Below are 15,671 nucleotides of genomic sequence, written 5' to 3'. Positions count from 1 at the left end.
GTATATACATAGTAGCACCATCTGCCCAGGAACTGCCGGCATTCTGTAACACATATAGTCCTGGAATAGAACCAAATAATGAGTTAGAAGGATTAATACTCGTTTTATGGGATAATTGCCCTGCTGTCACCATTCCTCCCGCAGTAGTAGATTCTTTCCAGTCAACCGAAATACCTCGGCCATACTGCTGTATGCTGTCCGTTTCCTGTGCCAGCATATTTACCGACACCAGCAAACCTGTCATTACTAATTTTATAGCTTTATTCATAGTATTCTTTTATTTTCTTTATTCATTGAATGATTTTCATTATCACCATCCCGGGTTCTGCACTAACCCGTATCCTTTATTCACTTCCTTATCCGGAAATGCACTCAAATACCATTTTGCAGAAAATCCTCCCGGCTTTTGCCATACTCTTTCCGGCAACTGCGGAAAATCAAATTTATATTCTTTGGTAGTTTTATGACGATACACATTAATTCCATGCAAATGTTTTGTAAAATCAGATTCACGTTTCCAACGTATCAAATCAAAGAAACGGTTTTCTTCCCATACAAATTCACAAACGCGTTCTCTAAGTACTGCTTCACGAAACTCTGTTTTCTCATCTAGTTTTCCTTTCAATACCAGCCCTGGCAAACCAACGCGTGCTCTAACTGCATTGATATACTGATATGCTTCACTGGTACGCCCACATTCATTCAATGCCTCTGCATAAGCAAGATATACTTCAGCCAAACGTAAATAAGGCCAATGAATTACACGGTTATTGTACTCCCCTTTCCGGTCAAGAGCGAATTTACGTCCAGCAATCCCTGTTGACAAACTCTTACTATCCAAATTGTTCTTATTCCAATCCGCACCTTTGGGATAATTCTTTTTATCATTAGCATCTTCCTTGAATACCGCAGCCTTTCTACCTTGAAAATCGTCACCATCCAATAAGATTGTTTCACACAACCGAGGATCACGATTTATAAAAGGATTTTTCTTATGAACAGGATTATCCCAATCAAAATCATCACCATTCGCCATCGGGAACAAGTCAAAACATTCTTTTGTCGGACACCATGCGCCCCAACGTAAACTTTGCAGCAACGTCCTGATATCATTTGTCCTAAAATGCCTGCGTACAGAAATTAGGCTCTCTGTAGTACCCCTGGTATAATATGCATCCTGAAATGCCTGACGAATTGTATTTTTAGTTGCCGTTTCTTTTTGTACCAATTCATAAAAACCACCTTGTTTCCAAGATTTGAAAAAATCTTCCCCCGCTTTTGCCGCATCTTTCCAGCGTTGTTCACTATACCCGCCAAACCAAGTCATCAATTTATCAGAGGCTTCCCCCGGAAAATAAGGCTCGTCAGAATTGAACAACGGACTGGCTACGAACAACAGTACTCTTAGCTTTAATCCCATGGCAGCCGCCCCTGTCATACGTCCACTCTCATTACTCAGATCATCTTCCGGCAAAGCCCAAGGTAATTCTTTGCATGCAATAGCCTCATCCAACAACCGGGTTATGAAATCCACAGTCTGTTGCAAAGTGGCACGCTCCGGTAACCCCATTTCTTCCGGCATAATAGCATGGTCAACAATAGGTAAGGCTCCATAATGACGCAACATTTCAGAATACTGCACAGCAATGGTAATTTTGGCCTCCGCCTTCAAACGCAACTTCTCTTCCGCCGTCATATCCGGTACTCGGTCCACATTATTAATAAAGACCCATGCATGGCGAATCCCTTTCCAAGGATCACGTGCGTACATATTGTATTTAGTTGCATGAGCCTCTCCACCTGATTCGTCTTCACTTCCGGCATTATAAAGTCCCGGATAATACAACTTATCCGCTCCTGCATAACCAACATATGACTGTGCCAGATCAGTCAACGATTCTATTGAACCCACACGCATCGAAGTCGAATTATTATAACCGGTAGAAAAGCCATAAGGCAATTTCGAATAAGCATACCATAATACTCTCCGGGCATACTCTGCCGTCGAAAAAATAGTGTCGATAGTAACATCCCCGCTAGGAGGTTTTTGAAGAAATTTCTCCCCTAAAGCAAAATCCTCGCATGATGTAAAAGAAACATATGAGAAGATCAGTAACAGATAAATATATTTTCTTATCTTTTTCATGACTAACTTTATTTTTATAAATTAAAATCCTACTTTCAAGCCCATATTTATCACCATTACTACCGGATACATTGCATTACCGTTGGGACGAGATTCCGGATCTACAATTTTCAATTTATCTAATGTCAACAAGTTATAACCTGTTGCAAAAACTCTCAGACTTCCAATATTGATTTTGCTCAATATTTTTTTAGAAAAATTATAACCAATCTCCACATTTTTCAAACGCAAGTAGGAAGCATCACGTAACCATAAATCCGAGTCTCTGTAATTATTTACTTTATTCGTAAACGAGATGGCAGGAGCTTTAGCTGAATTTCCTTTTTCCGGCGTCCACATGTCATCTATCATATATTTCATTAACGAACGAGAATCTGTGGCTCCAAACGGTTCACGGAAAATATCATCCAATAAGCGGGAAACTTTTGTTGCGCCGGACCATGTCATACTGAAATCGAATCCTTTATAGGAAAATCCCAAATTTATTCCTCCTGTAAGAAGTGGGTAAACTGGATAACCGATAGCGGCAACATCGTACTGGTCTATCTTATGGTCATTATTTAAATCCTTATATTTCACATCACCCGGCTTAGGAATATACCCTGTTCCATGATCCGGTATTGATTTACCACGTTCGGTCTCATACTTTGCCACATCTTCTTTCGAAAAGAATCCATCGTATTTATACCCCATCTGTTGCCCAACCGGCTTACCGGTCTTTCTCATATAATCGTAAGGATAGGGAACTTCATCTTGAAAGACGATCTTATTTTTAGCATAAGCCAGATTGAAACCTATATGATATCTAAAATAATGAATTCTATCCCTCCAGTTTACACTCAGTTCATATCCTTTATTATCAACTTTGCCAATATTGGCAATAGGCAAATTTGCTGCTAAATAAGTTGGCAGAACCTTACGATTTGTGAGAATATCCTTACGACGCTCAATAAAATAATCAAAATTAACTTTTAGTTTGCTGTTAATGAAATAAGCATCCACCCCATAATTCTGCTTTGCAGCCGTTTCCCAAGTTACGTCGGGATTACCAATCTTACTTTCCACTGCACCTCGCCATGCTGTAGATATGGAATTTCCAAAATAATAACTACCTGTCGACGGATTATAAGAATCCGGCAGATAAAGAAAACGATAGTTACCACTCACACGATCATTCCCCACTACACCATAGGAAGCACGAAGTTTAAAATAACTCAACCACGGTTTTAAAGGTTGCATAAAGTTTTCCTCTGTCAGAACCCAACCTGCTGATACTGCGGGAAAAAGACCAAACCGCTTACCTGGCGCAAAATTCTCAGAACCATTATACCCCACGTTCATTTCAACCATATAACGTGTTTTCCAGTCATAAGTAGCACGCCCAACTAAACCAATATAGCTTCGGGGAATAGATTTAAATTCATCCGGATTACTATCCGGATAATATTTCATTGTTTGATTGTACATAGCCAAGGCTGAAACATGATGATCACTAAAATCACGCTTATAATTCATGGCGACCTCCATATACCAGTCTCTGCTCCGGCTTGTACTCTCCGAATATTGAAGATTGGTCTGATCTCCCACTTTACGCAAATTCACTGTACCATCTTCATTTACTATCGTCTCATAATGAGGATAAGAAGTTTTACGCAACTTTTTCAAAGTCACACCGCTATTATAAGATGCTTTTACATGTGCCTTCAAACCTTTAGTGATGAAATTCAATTTCTGCTCCAGCATAAAATCAAAATTCAGGATATTCCCTGCTGAAGTGTTATATCCTTTTCCATAATATGGATAAAGTCCGTCTCTTACAGTACCCGGCAGACTAAATTCTTTTGTATCAGGCCATATCCATTTTCCATCCATAACACCTACCCCCGACATTGGAATAGCCCAATAAATATCACGGAACAATAATCCGATATCACTACTTCCTTCATAATTCGGCGTACGCTTATCATTAACACGCCCACCTAAATTCATACGCATCAATGTGGTTTTCGTCAGGTCCAAATCCAGATTTATACGATAATTGTAACGGTTATATTTGAAATTACCATCATACTCTTTCTCAAACGACTTGAATAGACCATCTTGCGTCAACACACCCAAGGAAGCAAAATAACGGACTCCTCTTGTTCCTCCGGAAATAGAAAAATTATGTTGCGTTTGCAAAGCCACGTCCTTTATTAACATATCCACCCAATCCGTATCTGGATAAGCTAAAGGATTGCTGTGTGTCCGGTAGGCTTCAATCGCTTCATCCGTAAAAGCAAAGTTACTCTCTATTCCATCCTGACGCTGGGCATTGACATATGTACTTGCATACTCATAACTGTTGGCAAATTCCGGCATACGAGTTGGCATTTGTAAAGAATAAGAAGTAGATACATTTATTTTAGGTTTTCCTTCTTGTCCCCTTTTCGTTGTTACCAAAATAACACCATTAGCACCACGAACACCAAACACAGCCGTTGACGAAGCATCCTTCAAAATAGAAATATCTTCAATTTCATTAGGATCAAGTTGGTTGAACGAACGTTCTACCCCATCTACCAAAACAAGTGGTGACGATAATCCTTCTGTCAACGAACCGACACCACGAACATACATTGTTGCATCATCAGCTCCCGGCTGCCCAGTCCGCTGCACAGTAGACAACCCCGGTAATTTGCCGGTCAATGCATTGGATATACTTGAGACTGGTGATTTAAGAATTTCTTCTGTACCCACAGATGAAATAGCACCCGTCACTGTCACTTTCTTCGTTACGCCATACGCTACAACTTGTACTTCCTGCAACTGCAAAACATCTTCAGATAATTCAACTTTTAAAGTAGACTCGCCCTTATAAACAATTTCTTTACTATCATATCCGACATAAGATATGACAATTGTCGCACCAACAGGAACATCCAGTTTAAAATTCCCATCCATATCTGTTATAACACCTTTACCGGCATTCTTCACCACGACACTGGCACCTATTATAGGCTCGCCATTATCAGTTACCGTACCAACAACCGTCTTACTTTTCTGCTGCATAATATCTGCCGAAACAGCTATACTTTCCGTTACATAGTTCTCTGAAGAAAATGCCTGTTGTCCAAACACAAAAGACATCGCTAGCAGACATACCCATTTTTGGGGTATCTTCATTGGAGTGAAAAAGTCTTTCATTGCATTTAAATTTAAGTTACTAGAATGATTAAAAATTCATCAAATTGACTAAAAAAAACGACCTGACAAAGATGTTTATTCACACTGCGAATATAGTTAGAAAACCAAAAAACAAAAACCAAAAACGTACATAAGAAGTATAAAAATTATCCTCCCAAGTTCTCTATTAATCATTGTACAAAAAACACCCTTTTAGTACAAAAAAATCACCATTACAGCACTACTTCTGCACTGATTTACTCTTAGCTTCAATGTCGCAATCCCTTTTCCGCTTCAATGCTTCCAGAAAATAATAATCTGCATAAATCAAAGGGACATCTATTTCGCTTCCATGCGGATAACTTCCAACAGAATGCATCAATAAGAAATTGTGATTTTCACCAATCTTACTCCGATAATCCGATGATGACAAAGAATGCATTACTTTATCTGCCGTCTCTTTATACTCTGCTTTATTCGAATACATGCTCAATTCATACAAGGCGGCAGCCATAATAGCAGCAACGGAAGCATCTCTTAATTCATGGGGAATATTCACTGCATCAAAATCCCAATAAGGAATCAAATCTTCAGGAAGATTGGGATGTGTACATACGAATTCATAGGCAGCTTCTGCCTGCTCAAGATATTTTAATTGACGTGTATACCTATAACACATTGTATATCCATAAATACCCCAGGCTTGCCCACGTGCCCAAGCTGATTCGTCGGAATATCCCTGAGCTGTGCAACGACTTCGCACCTTACCTGTTCTCATATCATAATCAACTACATGATAAGAACTCCCATCCATACGAAAATGATTCTTTAAAGTCATATCTGCATGTGAAACCGCCATATTGTAAAAAGTAGAATCACCGGAAAGAGAAGTTGCCTCAAAAAGAATTTCCAAATTCATCATATTATCAATAATAACAGGACACTCCCAGCCTCTTTGTGCTTGCCATCCTGTACGGGTATTCCATGATTGGATAACTCCGGCTCCAGGACGAAACCGAGTGGAAAGGGACTTGGCCGCTTGCACGATAATTGTATCATATGCCTCCTGTCCCATACGCATGCCATTTAAATAACTACATCCTATAATAAAGCCGACATCATGATGAGAAGTTATATATTGTTGTTGTTTCAGAGTTTCCGTATACTTTTTCGCCAATGTTTTCCATTTCTCATCTCCCGTAAGATTATACAAATACCAAAGGCTTCCCGCGAAAAAGCCCGAAGTCCAGTCCCATACGTTATGGGCATATACTATATTTCCTTTAGTATCTACCGTACGAGGTGCCCAAGGCTTACCATTTTTTCCCAGTTTTTCTATCAGCAAATCATATTGCGCTGCTGCATACTCAACGTTTTCTGAAAGATAATTTTCCTCTACCCTTTCACAAGCACACACAAAAGTGAAAAACAAGGTTATACAAATTGAAATAATACTTTTCATAAATAATTCATATTATTTTGAGAAAACAAAAATACGCACGCTAATCACAAAAAAGGATAATATCTGTACAGAAAGGGGATGCCAAATATATGCAATGCGACAAAAAATAGAGATGTACAATAAACGACCTAAAATGTACAATAAACGACAAAAAAAAGAATACACAAATACCCTTTATTTAATATAAAACGATATATTTGTAACTTGTATAATAAGATCTAGAATATGAAAAGCAGGATTATACTCATTTTTTATTTACTAATATACACATTATCAGGAAAAGCACAAAGTATATCATTTCTTCATCTGACAACCGACGATGGCCTACCTAATAATTCCATTTCTTCCATTTATCAGGATGAACGTGAATTCATGTGGTTCGGTACTCGCAATGGAATCGGCGTATATAACGGGAGAAAAATTAAAATTTATCAAAAGGAGAAAGATATTTCCAACAGCATTTTATACAATGATATATATCATATTACCGGTGACCGGAACGGACATGTTTTTATTATGACCAACAGAGGTATTTCCGTTTATGATATAGAAAAAGATTTATTTAGTACGATAACCAGAAATAATATGAGAGCGCAGTTCTTCTCCGGTTATTTATACGCTGCAACATCCAAACAAATATTTAAATACAACGGTAACAAGCTGGAGCCTTTCTATAAATTTCCGGATAACGAAGGATATATCAGAAAATTATATATACATAATGATTCCATACTCATCGGAAGTGACCGGGGACTATATATACTAACTCCCCAAAAAGAACTAACCCATCCTATTACAGCAGGGAATATTTCTGATATTTTCAGGGATAGTAACGGAGAGTATTGGATAACCGCTAGTTCCGGTCACGGGCTGTACCGCATTCAAGGCGAACAAATTGGCAAGTTTCAGTGTAAAGAGGAAGATCCGACGACAATCAGTTCCAATTTTACTCACAGGTGTTGCGAAGATACAGAAGGTAACATATGGATAGGAACTTTTAACGGGTTGAACAAATATAATAAGAATACTGGAGAATTTTACAGATATTTTAAACAGGAACATAACAAAAGTTTAAGCCACTCCTCTATTTGGGGATTATACTGTGACAAACAAGGAACTATCTGGATAGGAACCTATTCCGGTGGCGTCAATTATTTCAATCCACAAAAACAGATTTATCGCGAATATCAGGCCTCTTCCAAGGAGGAGGAAGGATTAAGTTCTCCCATTATCGGACGTATGCTGGAAGATTGCGAAGGAAACTTATGGATATGTACAGAACGGGGAGGAATCAATAAATATAATCCTGCTACCCGGACTTACAAACATTATCTAAGCAAAAGTAGTTCCTGTAATTTACCACACGATAATGTAAGGGCTGTCTACTATGATTCTCTGCAACAAGTATTATGGCTTGGTATACATCTAAAAGGACTGAACAAACTAGATATGAAGACCGGCCATTTCACTCAATATAAAAATAAAAAAGGAGACAGCAGTTCTCTTCCGTCCAATCTTGTGGAGGATATTATCCCTTATCAGAAACAATTGATATTGGCCACAGCAAATGGAGTCACGCTATTTAACCCACAAACAGGCAAATGCAAATTGTTATTTCAGGATAAGAATGCGCTTTATAATACGATATCCACTATAGGGCTGACTTTAGACCACGAAGGTACATTATGGATAGCCAACAATAACAGCGGAGCGTGTGCTTATCATTTTGACAGTCAAAAATTCTCCATTTACAAACATAAGAACAGTAATAAACACAGTCTCAGTAGCAATAGTATTAATTCCATTTACGAGGACAGTCAAAAAAGGCTCTGGTTTTGTACAAATGAAAATGGACTAGATTTATATAGAAAAGAGACTGATGATTTTATCAATTTCGATAAACGTAAAAACGGGCTTGCCAGCAATGTAATATATAATATTTGCGAACTATCACCTGAAAAATTGTTAGTGACAACGGATAAAGGATTCTCAATATTAGATTATCAACATAAAAAATTCAGGAACTATGATGAATTGCCCTTAAGCTGCATAAGTGAAAATGCGCTCTATAAAAGCCGGAAAGGAGAAATATTTATTGGTGGAACCACCGGAATGATTTCTTTCCAGGAAAAAGATTTGGAACAGACGCCACGATCTTATCGCATACTTCCATGTCGTCTGACAGTGAACGGAGAAAATATTCAGACTGGAGACCAAAGTGGAATATTACACCGGAATATTACATATACCCCAAAAATAACCCTAAAATCTATTCAGAACATTTTCAATATCGAATATACAACTACAGATTACATACCTTTCAATAAGAATAAAATTATTTATCAGTTGGAAGGTTTCTCAGACACATGGAATGTATTGGAACAAAACACTATTACTTATACTAATCTTGCTCCCGGCAATTATACATTAATTGTAAAAGCAGAAAACGTAAACGAAAAACTAGTTCCCCCTAATCGATTACAAATAGAAATATTACCTCCCTTTTATCGTACAATATGGGCCTATTTAGCATACATTATAGGCATCATCATACTTACATATTATATCATACATACATATCATCATCGCCTAAAATTACAGGAATCTCTTAAATACGAAAAAAGACATATCGAAGATATCGAAAAACTAAATCAGGCAAAACTATGTTTTTTCACCAACATATCCCACGAGTTCCGAACACCGTTGACACTCATTATCGGCCAAATGGAAATGCTACTGCAAGTACGTTCTTTCAACCCCAATGTGTACAATAAGATTTTGGGAGTTTACAAAAGTTGCCTGCAGTTAAGAGAACTTGTAACCGAATTACTGGATTTCCGGAAACAAGAACAAGGACATATGACCATCAAAGTCTGCGAACACAATATGGTTCATTTTATATATGAACACTACCTGCTGTTTCAGGAATATGCGGCACAACGCCAAATCACTTTTAATTTTGAAAAAAGTAGTAATAATATCAGTGTATGGTTTGATGCCAAACAAATGCAAAAAGCTATTAATAATCTTATTTCTAATGCATTCAAATATACCAAAGCAGGGGGAACAATATCTATCGCAGTCAGAAAGCGAAATCAGGAAGTGTTAATTGAAATAACAGATAATGGTTCAGGCATTGCTGAAAAAGATATTGATAAGATCTTCAATCGTTTTTATCAAGCAGACACAGAGTCCCCATCACATACAGGTACTGGTATTGGTCTGGCTCTCACTAAGGGTATCATCGAATTGCATCATGGAAGTATCGATGTGTCCAGCGAGCTTGGAGAGGGAACAACTTTCCGCATCCACCTAATGACAGGAAAAGAGCATTTCACAAACGACCAAATCTGTACAAATTCCAACACTTCTTGTTCAAATGAAGTCACTAATTTGAATTTAGTCTATCAACAGCCTCTAGAGCAGGAAAAGGAAAATATAGATAACGAAAGTATACTAAAAGAAGGAAAATACAAAATACTAATTGTAGAAGACAATGACTCGCTTAGAGAAATGTTAGTCAACATTTTCAAATCACTTTATACAGTAATTACTGCTGTTAATGGTAAAGAAGGGTTGGAAAAAACGTGTTCGGAAATGCCTCATATTGTTATCAGTGACATCATTATGCCTGAAATGTCAGGAACAGAACTTTGCCTGGCTATCAAACAAAATTTCGATACCTGCCATATTCCCGTTGTTCTGTTAACCGCCAAAACTGCAATTGAACACAATCTGGAAGGTTTGAAAATGGGAGCAGATGATTATATCACCAAACCATTTAATATCAATATTTTATTATCAAGATGCAATAATCTCGTTAATAATCGAATTATGTTACAGGAGAAATTCAGTAAACAACCGCAAATAGATACTCTAATTCTGACCAATAATATCCTGGATAAAAAGTTTATGGACAAAGTCACAGAAATTATTGAAAACGAAATTGATAATGTGAATTTTAGTGTAGACCAACTTGTTGCCCAAATGGGAATTGCCAGAACTAAATTATTCACCAAACTAAAAGCAATAACAGGACAGACTCCAAGTGACCTCATTATGACTATCCGTTTGAAACGAGCAGCGTATCTACTAAAGAACAATCCTGAATTAAACATATCCGAAATATCCGATCGGACTGGTTTTAATTTCCCAAAATATTTCAGCAAATGCTTTAAAGAAAAATATCATGTAACTCCACAAGCTTATAGAAAAGAGTAAGCATCCGAGAGTCTGTGCACCCCCCCCTTTTGGAAGACTAATGCTCCTCTTAAACTCACACTTTTCCTTTATATTAATTCAAGAGTTGTGTATTTAGATTACATATTTAAATTGCAAGATAAAATTCTTTTTTCTGCATTTCATATTTTATCAACAATAAGGACATATATAATGATACTAATGGCAAGAAAGCCCTTAGTCTTCTTTTGAGTTCATCCATCCCCATTATGTTGATACAGCGTGTCAGGTTATATATGGTCATAAAGATGTTAACCTCACTCAACACATTGGCTTTGCCTTTCATTAGGGTATATGTAAATCCCCATTGGCGTTTTAAAATCCCAAATTGATGTTCTATAATTTGTTGCCTCAATTTGTAGTAATTCCTATTTCCTATAACTCTGGCGTTATTTTCATCTATTACATCTTGATATTCACTTCTTTCTATTACTCTGCCATTTTGATTTTGAGTACATTTTTCTCTTATTGAGCAATTTACACAAGCTGATGTTTTATATACTTTTGATCTATAATTGGGACGGATTCTCCATTTCCCTGTTGTTGTCATTTGTTCTCCACAAGGGCAGATATAATAATCTCCGTCATTTATATAATGAAATTCAGCCAGTGGTATGGAATTCGAATTAGGTGATGTTGATGGCATAGGCGATGAATAAGTACATATTCCTGAATATTTACAGGCTTGTAGTTGGTCGCCGCTAGTATAACCGGCATCGCTAAGTGTGTTGAACGAATCTAATTGTAGTAGTTCCTGGACGGTCAATGCCGCTGTTGATAGTTCTCTTTTATCAGTTGATGCTCCAATATGAGAGTGAACCAATAATTTGTGTTTACTATCAAAGGCTGCTTGAACCGCATATTCAACTCCTGATACATTATTGGTTAACATTAATGCTCTTGAATCTTTGTCTGTTAGACTTATTTGAGTATCATTACTATTCTTCAATTCCGTATCAAGAGTTTCGTATTTCTTACGCCTGTCTTGTTGTAATTTAATCTTAGATTTAAGAAGTTCTTTTTCTTCTTCTTTATCAGTCTTATCTAAAGCTACTTCAAATTCTTCAATACGGTTATCTATATATTCAAGATGTCTGTCTATCTTCTTTTGTGTATAATTGTTTCTGAGACTATTTTGGGCAAATATCTTGAAAGAATCTATACCTATGGTTTCGCCTTCTATCAGACCCATATCCTTTAGCATAAGGACAAACTGCCTAAAGACTTTTCTAAAAGCCTCCGCATTATTTTTTTTTAAATAAGCAATTGTCCGAAAAGAGGGCATTAAGCCTCCTAATAGCCACCATAATTCCACATTTACTTTACAGGAAGTGTTCCAACTTTCTTGATGATCTTATTGAGTGCTTATAACCATATAAATACAATTTTAGTAATGTTGCAGGATTATACGGTGGTCTCCCTTCTGATTGAAGTTTGACATGTTTAAACCCAAGCTCATCTATAGGCAAGATATCCACAAATAAATCGATAAGCCTGCTCATCACCAAGAATGTTTTTCTCATAATCCAATAACTTTAGAAATTATTAATATCAACGTAACAAATCATTCATCTTTCAGATCGACAGTCGGCAAGTTAAAAACTTTTTCGATGCCAATCCAGCTTTCTGCCGCATCATCAAATAGCGTTTCATATTGATCATGGAATCCAAAAAGGTCACTAAAGAAATATGTTTTCAGTGTTGGATACATGCTTACTTTCCATTCGTTGTCAGCTCCATCAGGTACAGAAATAATAAAATCTGTGGACAAGCTACAAGTGGTTATCCCGGCCTTAGCACCTCCATTGACAGCACTCGACGCGTAACAAAACATATTAAAATGTGAAGAAGGTTCGCGTAAATTAAACTACCACCTAAGCTGTGGGCTTCCTTGGGCCGGATTGGTTCTATTGATAACTTCAATATCATTTATTGTTTCCGTATGGCTATTGGAAATGCTTATTCCTCCTGAAATCTCTGGTCCAGTGACACTGACACTTCCTCCTAACTCGAAAGAGACACTGCTGGTATAAGAGCTCTGGCGTTCCGTAGTTTGCGGGGAATGTGCATGAATAATGGCACCATTCGGGTGAACCGGAGCGAATTCCAAATTTACGTCAGTCAGGCAAAAGCCATACCCTTTCATTTTCAGAGTACTGACCTTGGTATGCCATTCTCCATAAAAAGAAGGTTCTACATAGGCTATAAAACCCAGATTTACCAAATAAAAATGTTCTTTCCGGTCTTTGCTATAAGCGGTCCATATCTTAGCTTCTACTTGAAAATTATCGGTTGTCCCTTTACCTTCATGTCCATGAACAGGAGGTGCGGTATAGCTATTTTGACCGATAACGATATAGGCAGATATCAAGTTTTTCAAATCCGACGAACCGTTTGACGGAGCTTTCGGTTCCAGGGCTCTTTGTAAACTTTGACTTGTCATGTCGCAATGAAATCCCTGCCCGTATTCATTAATCGTCTGTACAGATTCTTTGCCATCAGCTCCGGTAGCAGTACTGAGCGCATTGAGCTTGGAATAGAATCCGCTCGCCGACGGAAGCGGTCCAGAAAATACCCACAGCGGCAGTTCGTCCGAATAAGACTCATCTTCCTTCGCATAAGGATTATAGCAATCCAGCAACGTGCAGACGGTATTAAAATCCTCGTTCGTTCCTCCCTCCATCATCATCACGATGCTCCGCTTATGGAACATATCCTTGATGTCAGCCAGCAAATCGGTATCCGACTGAATCCGGTCAATGTCCTGCCGGGTAAAGAAGAACGCGTCGCCAACCTCCATCTTCTTTCCCGGAGCATAAGGAACCGCCTCCTTGTAACGGTTTATCATGTTCTCGGATATCATATGGTCTTCTTTGCTCCAGAACGAAAGGTAATAAAGCGTGTTGTTGTGTGTTACGCCTAACTGGTCGGTAGTAGGCAAAGGATCAGTTAGTTTCTCGGGATCATTTACATTGTCGGGGGCGTAGTCATCCTCGTCATCGCCGCACGATGTAGCTACCGCAAGAACCATGTAGCACAACAATAAGTAATGAAGTAAATGAATCTTTTTCATGACTTTTTAAAGGAGAATCCTATTGTTTGTATTATTCAAATTCAAGCTGTAGAACTCATTTGCCGCTTGAAATAGAGTTGTCTTTATTTGAAGTTATTTGGGTAGCATTTTCTTTTACACACGTTAAAATCACCCATAAAACCCTGTTTTACTCTTTTTGGAGATGACGCAGGCTCAACCGACAAGTGCAAAATAAGCGAAAAGATTTAAATTCAGCCCGATTCTTGCCTATAAAAATTGTCTCAATTGTCAGAATCGCACATCTTTGTGGTTTAGAACATTTTAGTTTTGTAGTTTAGGCTATTTTTTGTCGTTTGGGCTATTCCTCCATCCATAACACACCGTATTATTCCGCCTCTGTTTTCCTCCATTTAGGGGTACAGCCCGCATTTTCCTTGAACAGCCTTATAAAATGGCTTGGTGACAAAAAACCGGATTTCTCGGAGATGTCGGCAACCGTCAACCTCGGATATCGCGCAAGCAGACGTTTCGCATATTCTATACGAAGTCCGATAATCCAATCGCGGAACGACATGTCATACGTAGTTTTGATGTACCCGGACAGGTAGGTACGGTTGGTATGAAGCACATCTGAAAGCTCCTTTATGGTAAGGCCGGGCCGGATATAACCGTCCGCATCGATACAACCTTTGATTTTTTTCGCCATTTCGGCATGGAAAAAAGGAGTATCCTGCCTCTGTGCCTGTTCCCGGTTTGTGGTGTCACACAGGTCTTCCTCTTCAGAAGTCATGCCATCCTCCATCGCGTTTTCCACCTGTTCGTAAAACAGCAGATAGTTCAGATAGCAAAGGAAGAGATAAATGTAAAACGGTACCGATGACAGAATCCAGATATAGACGTATTCATCAGGCAGGAATGTCAGCAGTCCGCATCCCACCCCGAATGTGACAGCCCAGTAGGTGAAAATGGAAAGCCATTTGATATAGGCACCGATGTCGTCCGCACGGGTGTCATCGAAAATGCGGATGACCCTGTGATAGGCCCGGAGAAGCCTACGGGTCAAGAACAGCCCATAGATAACCAACCATGCGGCCAAGGCAAACATCACCGTTGTCTGTAAACCACCTTTTGGTAACAACAGCAGAACGATGCCGGAAAGGATGGAAAACAGTATCCATAGACAGATATGCGTCCGTAACCGACGTTTGGTGATATAAAAGCGGTCAAGCAGAGTGGTGAGGGCCGAACTGAACAACCAGTAGCACAAAAAATAGGTGGACAGGTTCATCAGGATGGCGGCATCGGTATTCTTGAACCTGATTCCAAAAAAGAAATGTACCGAATAGTTGGCGGCAAGTAACAGTATGGCTACCCCCATAATTCGCCGGGAACGCAGATAATTATTGAAAATGGCTTTTTCCGAGGTTGGAGCCAACAAAAAATAAAAGCCGAAGAACAACATCAACGGTAGCGCAATACAAAGTGAATAACTGTATATAGATGGTTCCATTTTATTATGCCTAACTATTTTGAATGCAAAATTAGCGAAAATACTGAATATATGGCGGATTTGCCATGACGATTTACTTTCAACACCCTATTTTGATATAATCGAGGGCTTGTTG

Annotated in this window: 10 protein-coding genes; 1 reads left to right on the top strand and 9 read right to left on the bottom strand. The window is 38.4% G+C overall.

Translation table 11 applies throughout. The annotated features are described in order from the left end of the window. The 4 genes from BSCG_RS30055 to BSCG_RS07085 all read right to left on the bottom strand — a co-directional run. Positions 1 to 268 (bottom strand): hypothetical protein (locus BSCG_RS30055; RefSeq protein ID WP_032849664.1); only part of this gene is annotated, 268 nt, incomplete at its 3' end. A gap of 42 nt (positions 269 to 310) precedes the next feature. Continuing rightward, positions 311 to 2,146: a RagB/SusD family nutrient uptake outer membrane protein gene (locus BSCG_RS07075; RefSeq protein WP_032849663.1), complete on the bottom strand. Its 1,836-nt coding sequence runs from the start codon at positions 2,144 to 2,146 to the stop codon at positions 311 to 313. Between the two features lie 21 nt (positions 2,147 to 2,167). Then, entirely contained in the window at positions 2,168 to 5,332 is a 3,165-nt protein-coding gene (locus BSCG_RS07080) for a SusC/RagA family TonB-linked outer membrane protein (protein WP_241762156.1), read from the bottom strand. Positions 5,333 to 5,552: 220 nt separating this feature from the next. After that, positions 5,553 to 6,773 (bottom strand): glycoside hydrolase family 88 protein, encoded by a 1,221-nt coding sequence (locus BSCG_RS07085; protein ID WP_008776794.1) that lies wholly within the window; start codon positions 6,771 to 6,773, stop codon positions 5,553 to 5,555. A 225-nt stretch (positions 6,774 to 6,998) separates the two neighbouring features. Here BSCG_RS07085 and BSCG_RS07090 point away from each other — a divergent pair, with 225 nt between their 5' ends. Then, on the top strand, positions 6,999 to 10,994 hold the full coding sequence (locus BSCG_RS07090; protein WP_008776793.1) for a two-component regulator propeller domain-containing protein: 3,996 nt from the start codon (positions 6,999 to 7,001) through the stop codon (positions 10,992 to 10,994). 106 nt (positions 10,995 to 11,100) lie between these two features. Here the strand turns inward: BSCG_RS07090 and BSCG_RS0127665 are convergent, their stop codons facing one another. From BSCG_RS0127665 to BSCG_RS07105, 5 genes are all read right to left on the bottom strand, one after another. Further along, positions 11,101 to 12,327, bottom strand: coding sequence for a transposase (locus BSCG_RS0127665; protein WP_139016502.1), 1,227 nt, complete (start codon positions 12,325 to 12,327; stop codon positions 11,101 to 11,103). Positions 12,328 to 12,334: 7 nt separating this feature from the next. Then, positions 12,335 to 12,514, bottom strand: coding sequence for a transposase (locus tag BSCG_RS30530; protein WP_224263081.1), 180 nt, complete (start codon positions 12,512 to 12,514; stop codon positions 12,335 to 12,337). Between the two features lie 62 nt (positions 12,515 to 12,576). Continuing rightward, positions 12,577 to 12,846 carry a hypothetical protein gene (locus tag BSCG_RS07095; protein ID WP_004318665.1) on the bottom strand — a complete coding sequence of 90 codons (270 nt, stop codon included), beginning with the start codon at positions 12,844 to 12,846 and terminating at the stop codon, positions 12,577 to 12,579. 33 nt (positions 12,847 to 12,879) lie between these two features. Then, complete coding sequence (locus tag BSCG_RS07100) at positions 12,880 to 14,085, bottom strand: hypothetical protein (protein ID WP_004308143.1); 1,206 nt, start codon at positions 14,083 to 14,085, stop codon at positions 12,880 to 12,882. A gap of 346 nt (positions 14,086 to 14,431) precedes the next feature. After that, positions 14,432 to 15,556: a helix-turn-helix transcriptional regulator gene (locus BSCG_RS07105; protein WP_032849662.1), complete on the bottom strand. Its 1,125-nt coding sequence runs from the start codon at positions 15,554 to 15,556 to the stop codon at positions 14,432 to 14,434. Positions 15,557 to 15,671: the final 115 nt, after the last annotated feature.

The organism is Bacteroides sp. 2_2_4 (assembly GCF_000157055.1).
In the GTDB taxonomy this organism is placed as follows: Bacteria; Bacteroidota; Bacteroidia; order Bacteroidales; family Bacteroidaceae; genus Bacteroides; species Bacteroides ovatus.
Note: the sequence above shows the minus strand (reverse complement) of the source record. Positions and strands in the feature narration are given on the sequence as shown.

Excerpts from the sequence above, each read along its gene's own strand:
- BSCG_RS07075 (WP_032849663.1), bottom strand. The coding sequence starts at position 2,146 with ATGAAAAAGATAAGAAAATATATTTATCTGTTACTGATCTTCTCATAT.
- BSCG_RS07080 (WP_241762156.1), bottom strand. The coding sequence starts at position 5,332 with ATGAAAGACTTTTTCACTCCAATGAAGATACCCCAAAAATGGGTATGT.
- BSCG_RS07085 (WP_008776794.1), bottom strand. The coding sequence starts at position 6,773 with ATGAAAAGTATTATTTCAATTTGTATAACCTTGTTTTTCACTTTTGTG.
- BSCG_RS07090 (WP_008776793.1), top strand. The coding sequence starts at position 6,999 with ATGAAAAGCAGGATTATACTCATTTTTTATTTACTAATATACACATTA.
- BSCG_RS30530 (WP_224263081.1), bottom strand. The coding sequence starts at position 12,514 with ATGAGCAGGCTTATCGATTTATTTGTGGATATCTTGCCTATAGATGAG.
- BSCG_RS07095 (WP_004318665.1), bottom strand. The coding sequence starts at position 12,846 with ATGTTTTGTTACGCGTCGAGTGCTGTCAATGGAGGTGCTAAGGCCGGG.
- BSCG_RS07100 (WP_004308143.1), bottom strand. The coding sequence starts at position 14,085 with ATGAAAAAGATTCATTTACTTCATTACTTATTGTTGTGCTACATGGTT.
- BSCG_RS07105 (WP_032849662.1), bottom strand. The coding sequence starts at position 15,556 with ATGGAACCATCTATATACAGTTATTCACTTTGTATTGCGCTACCGTTG.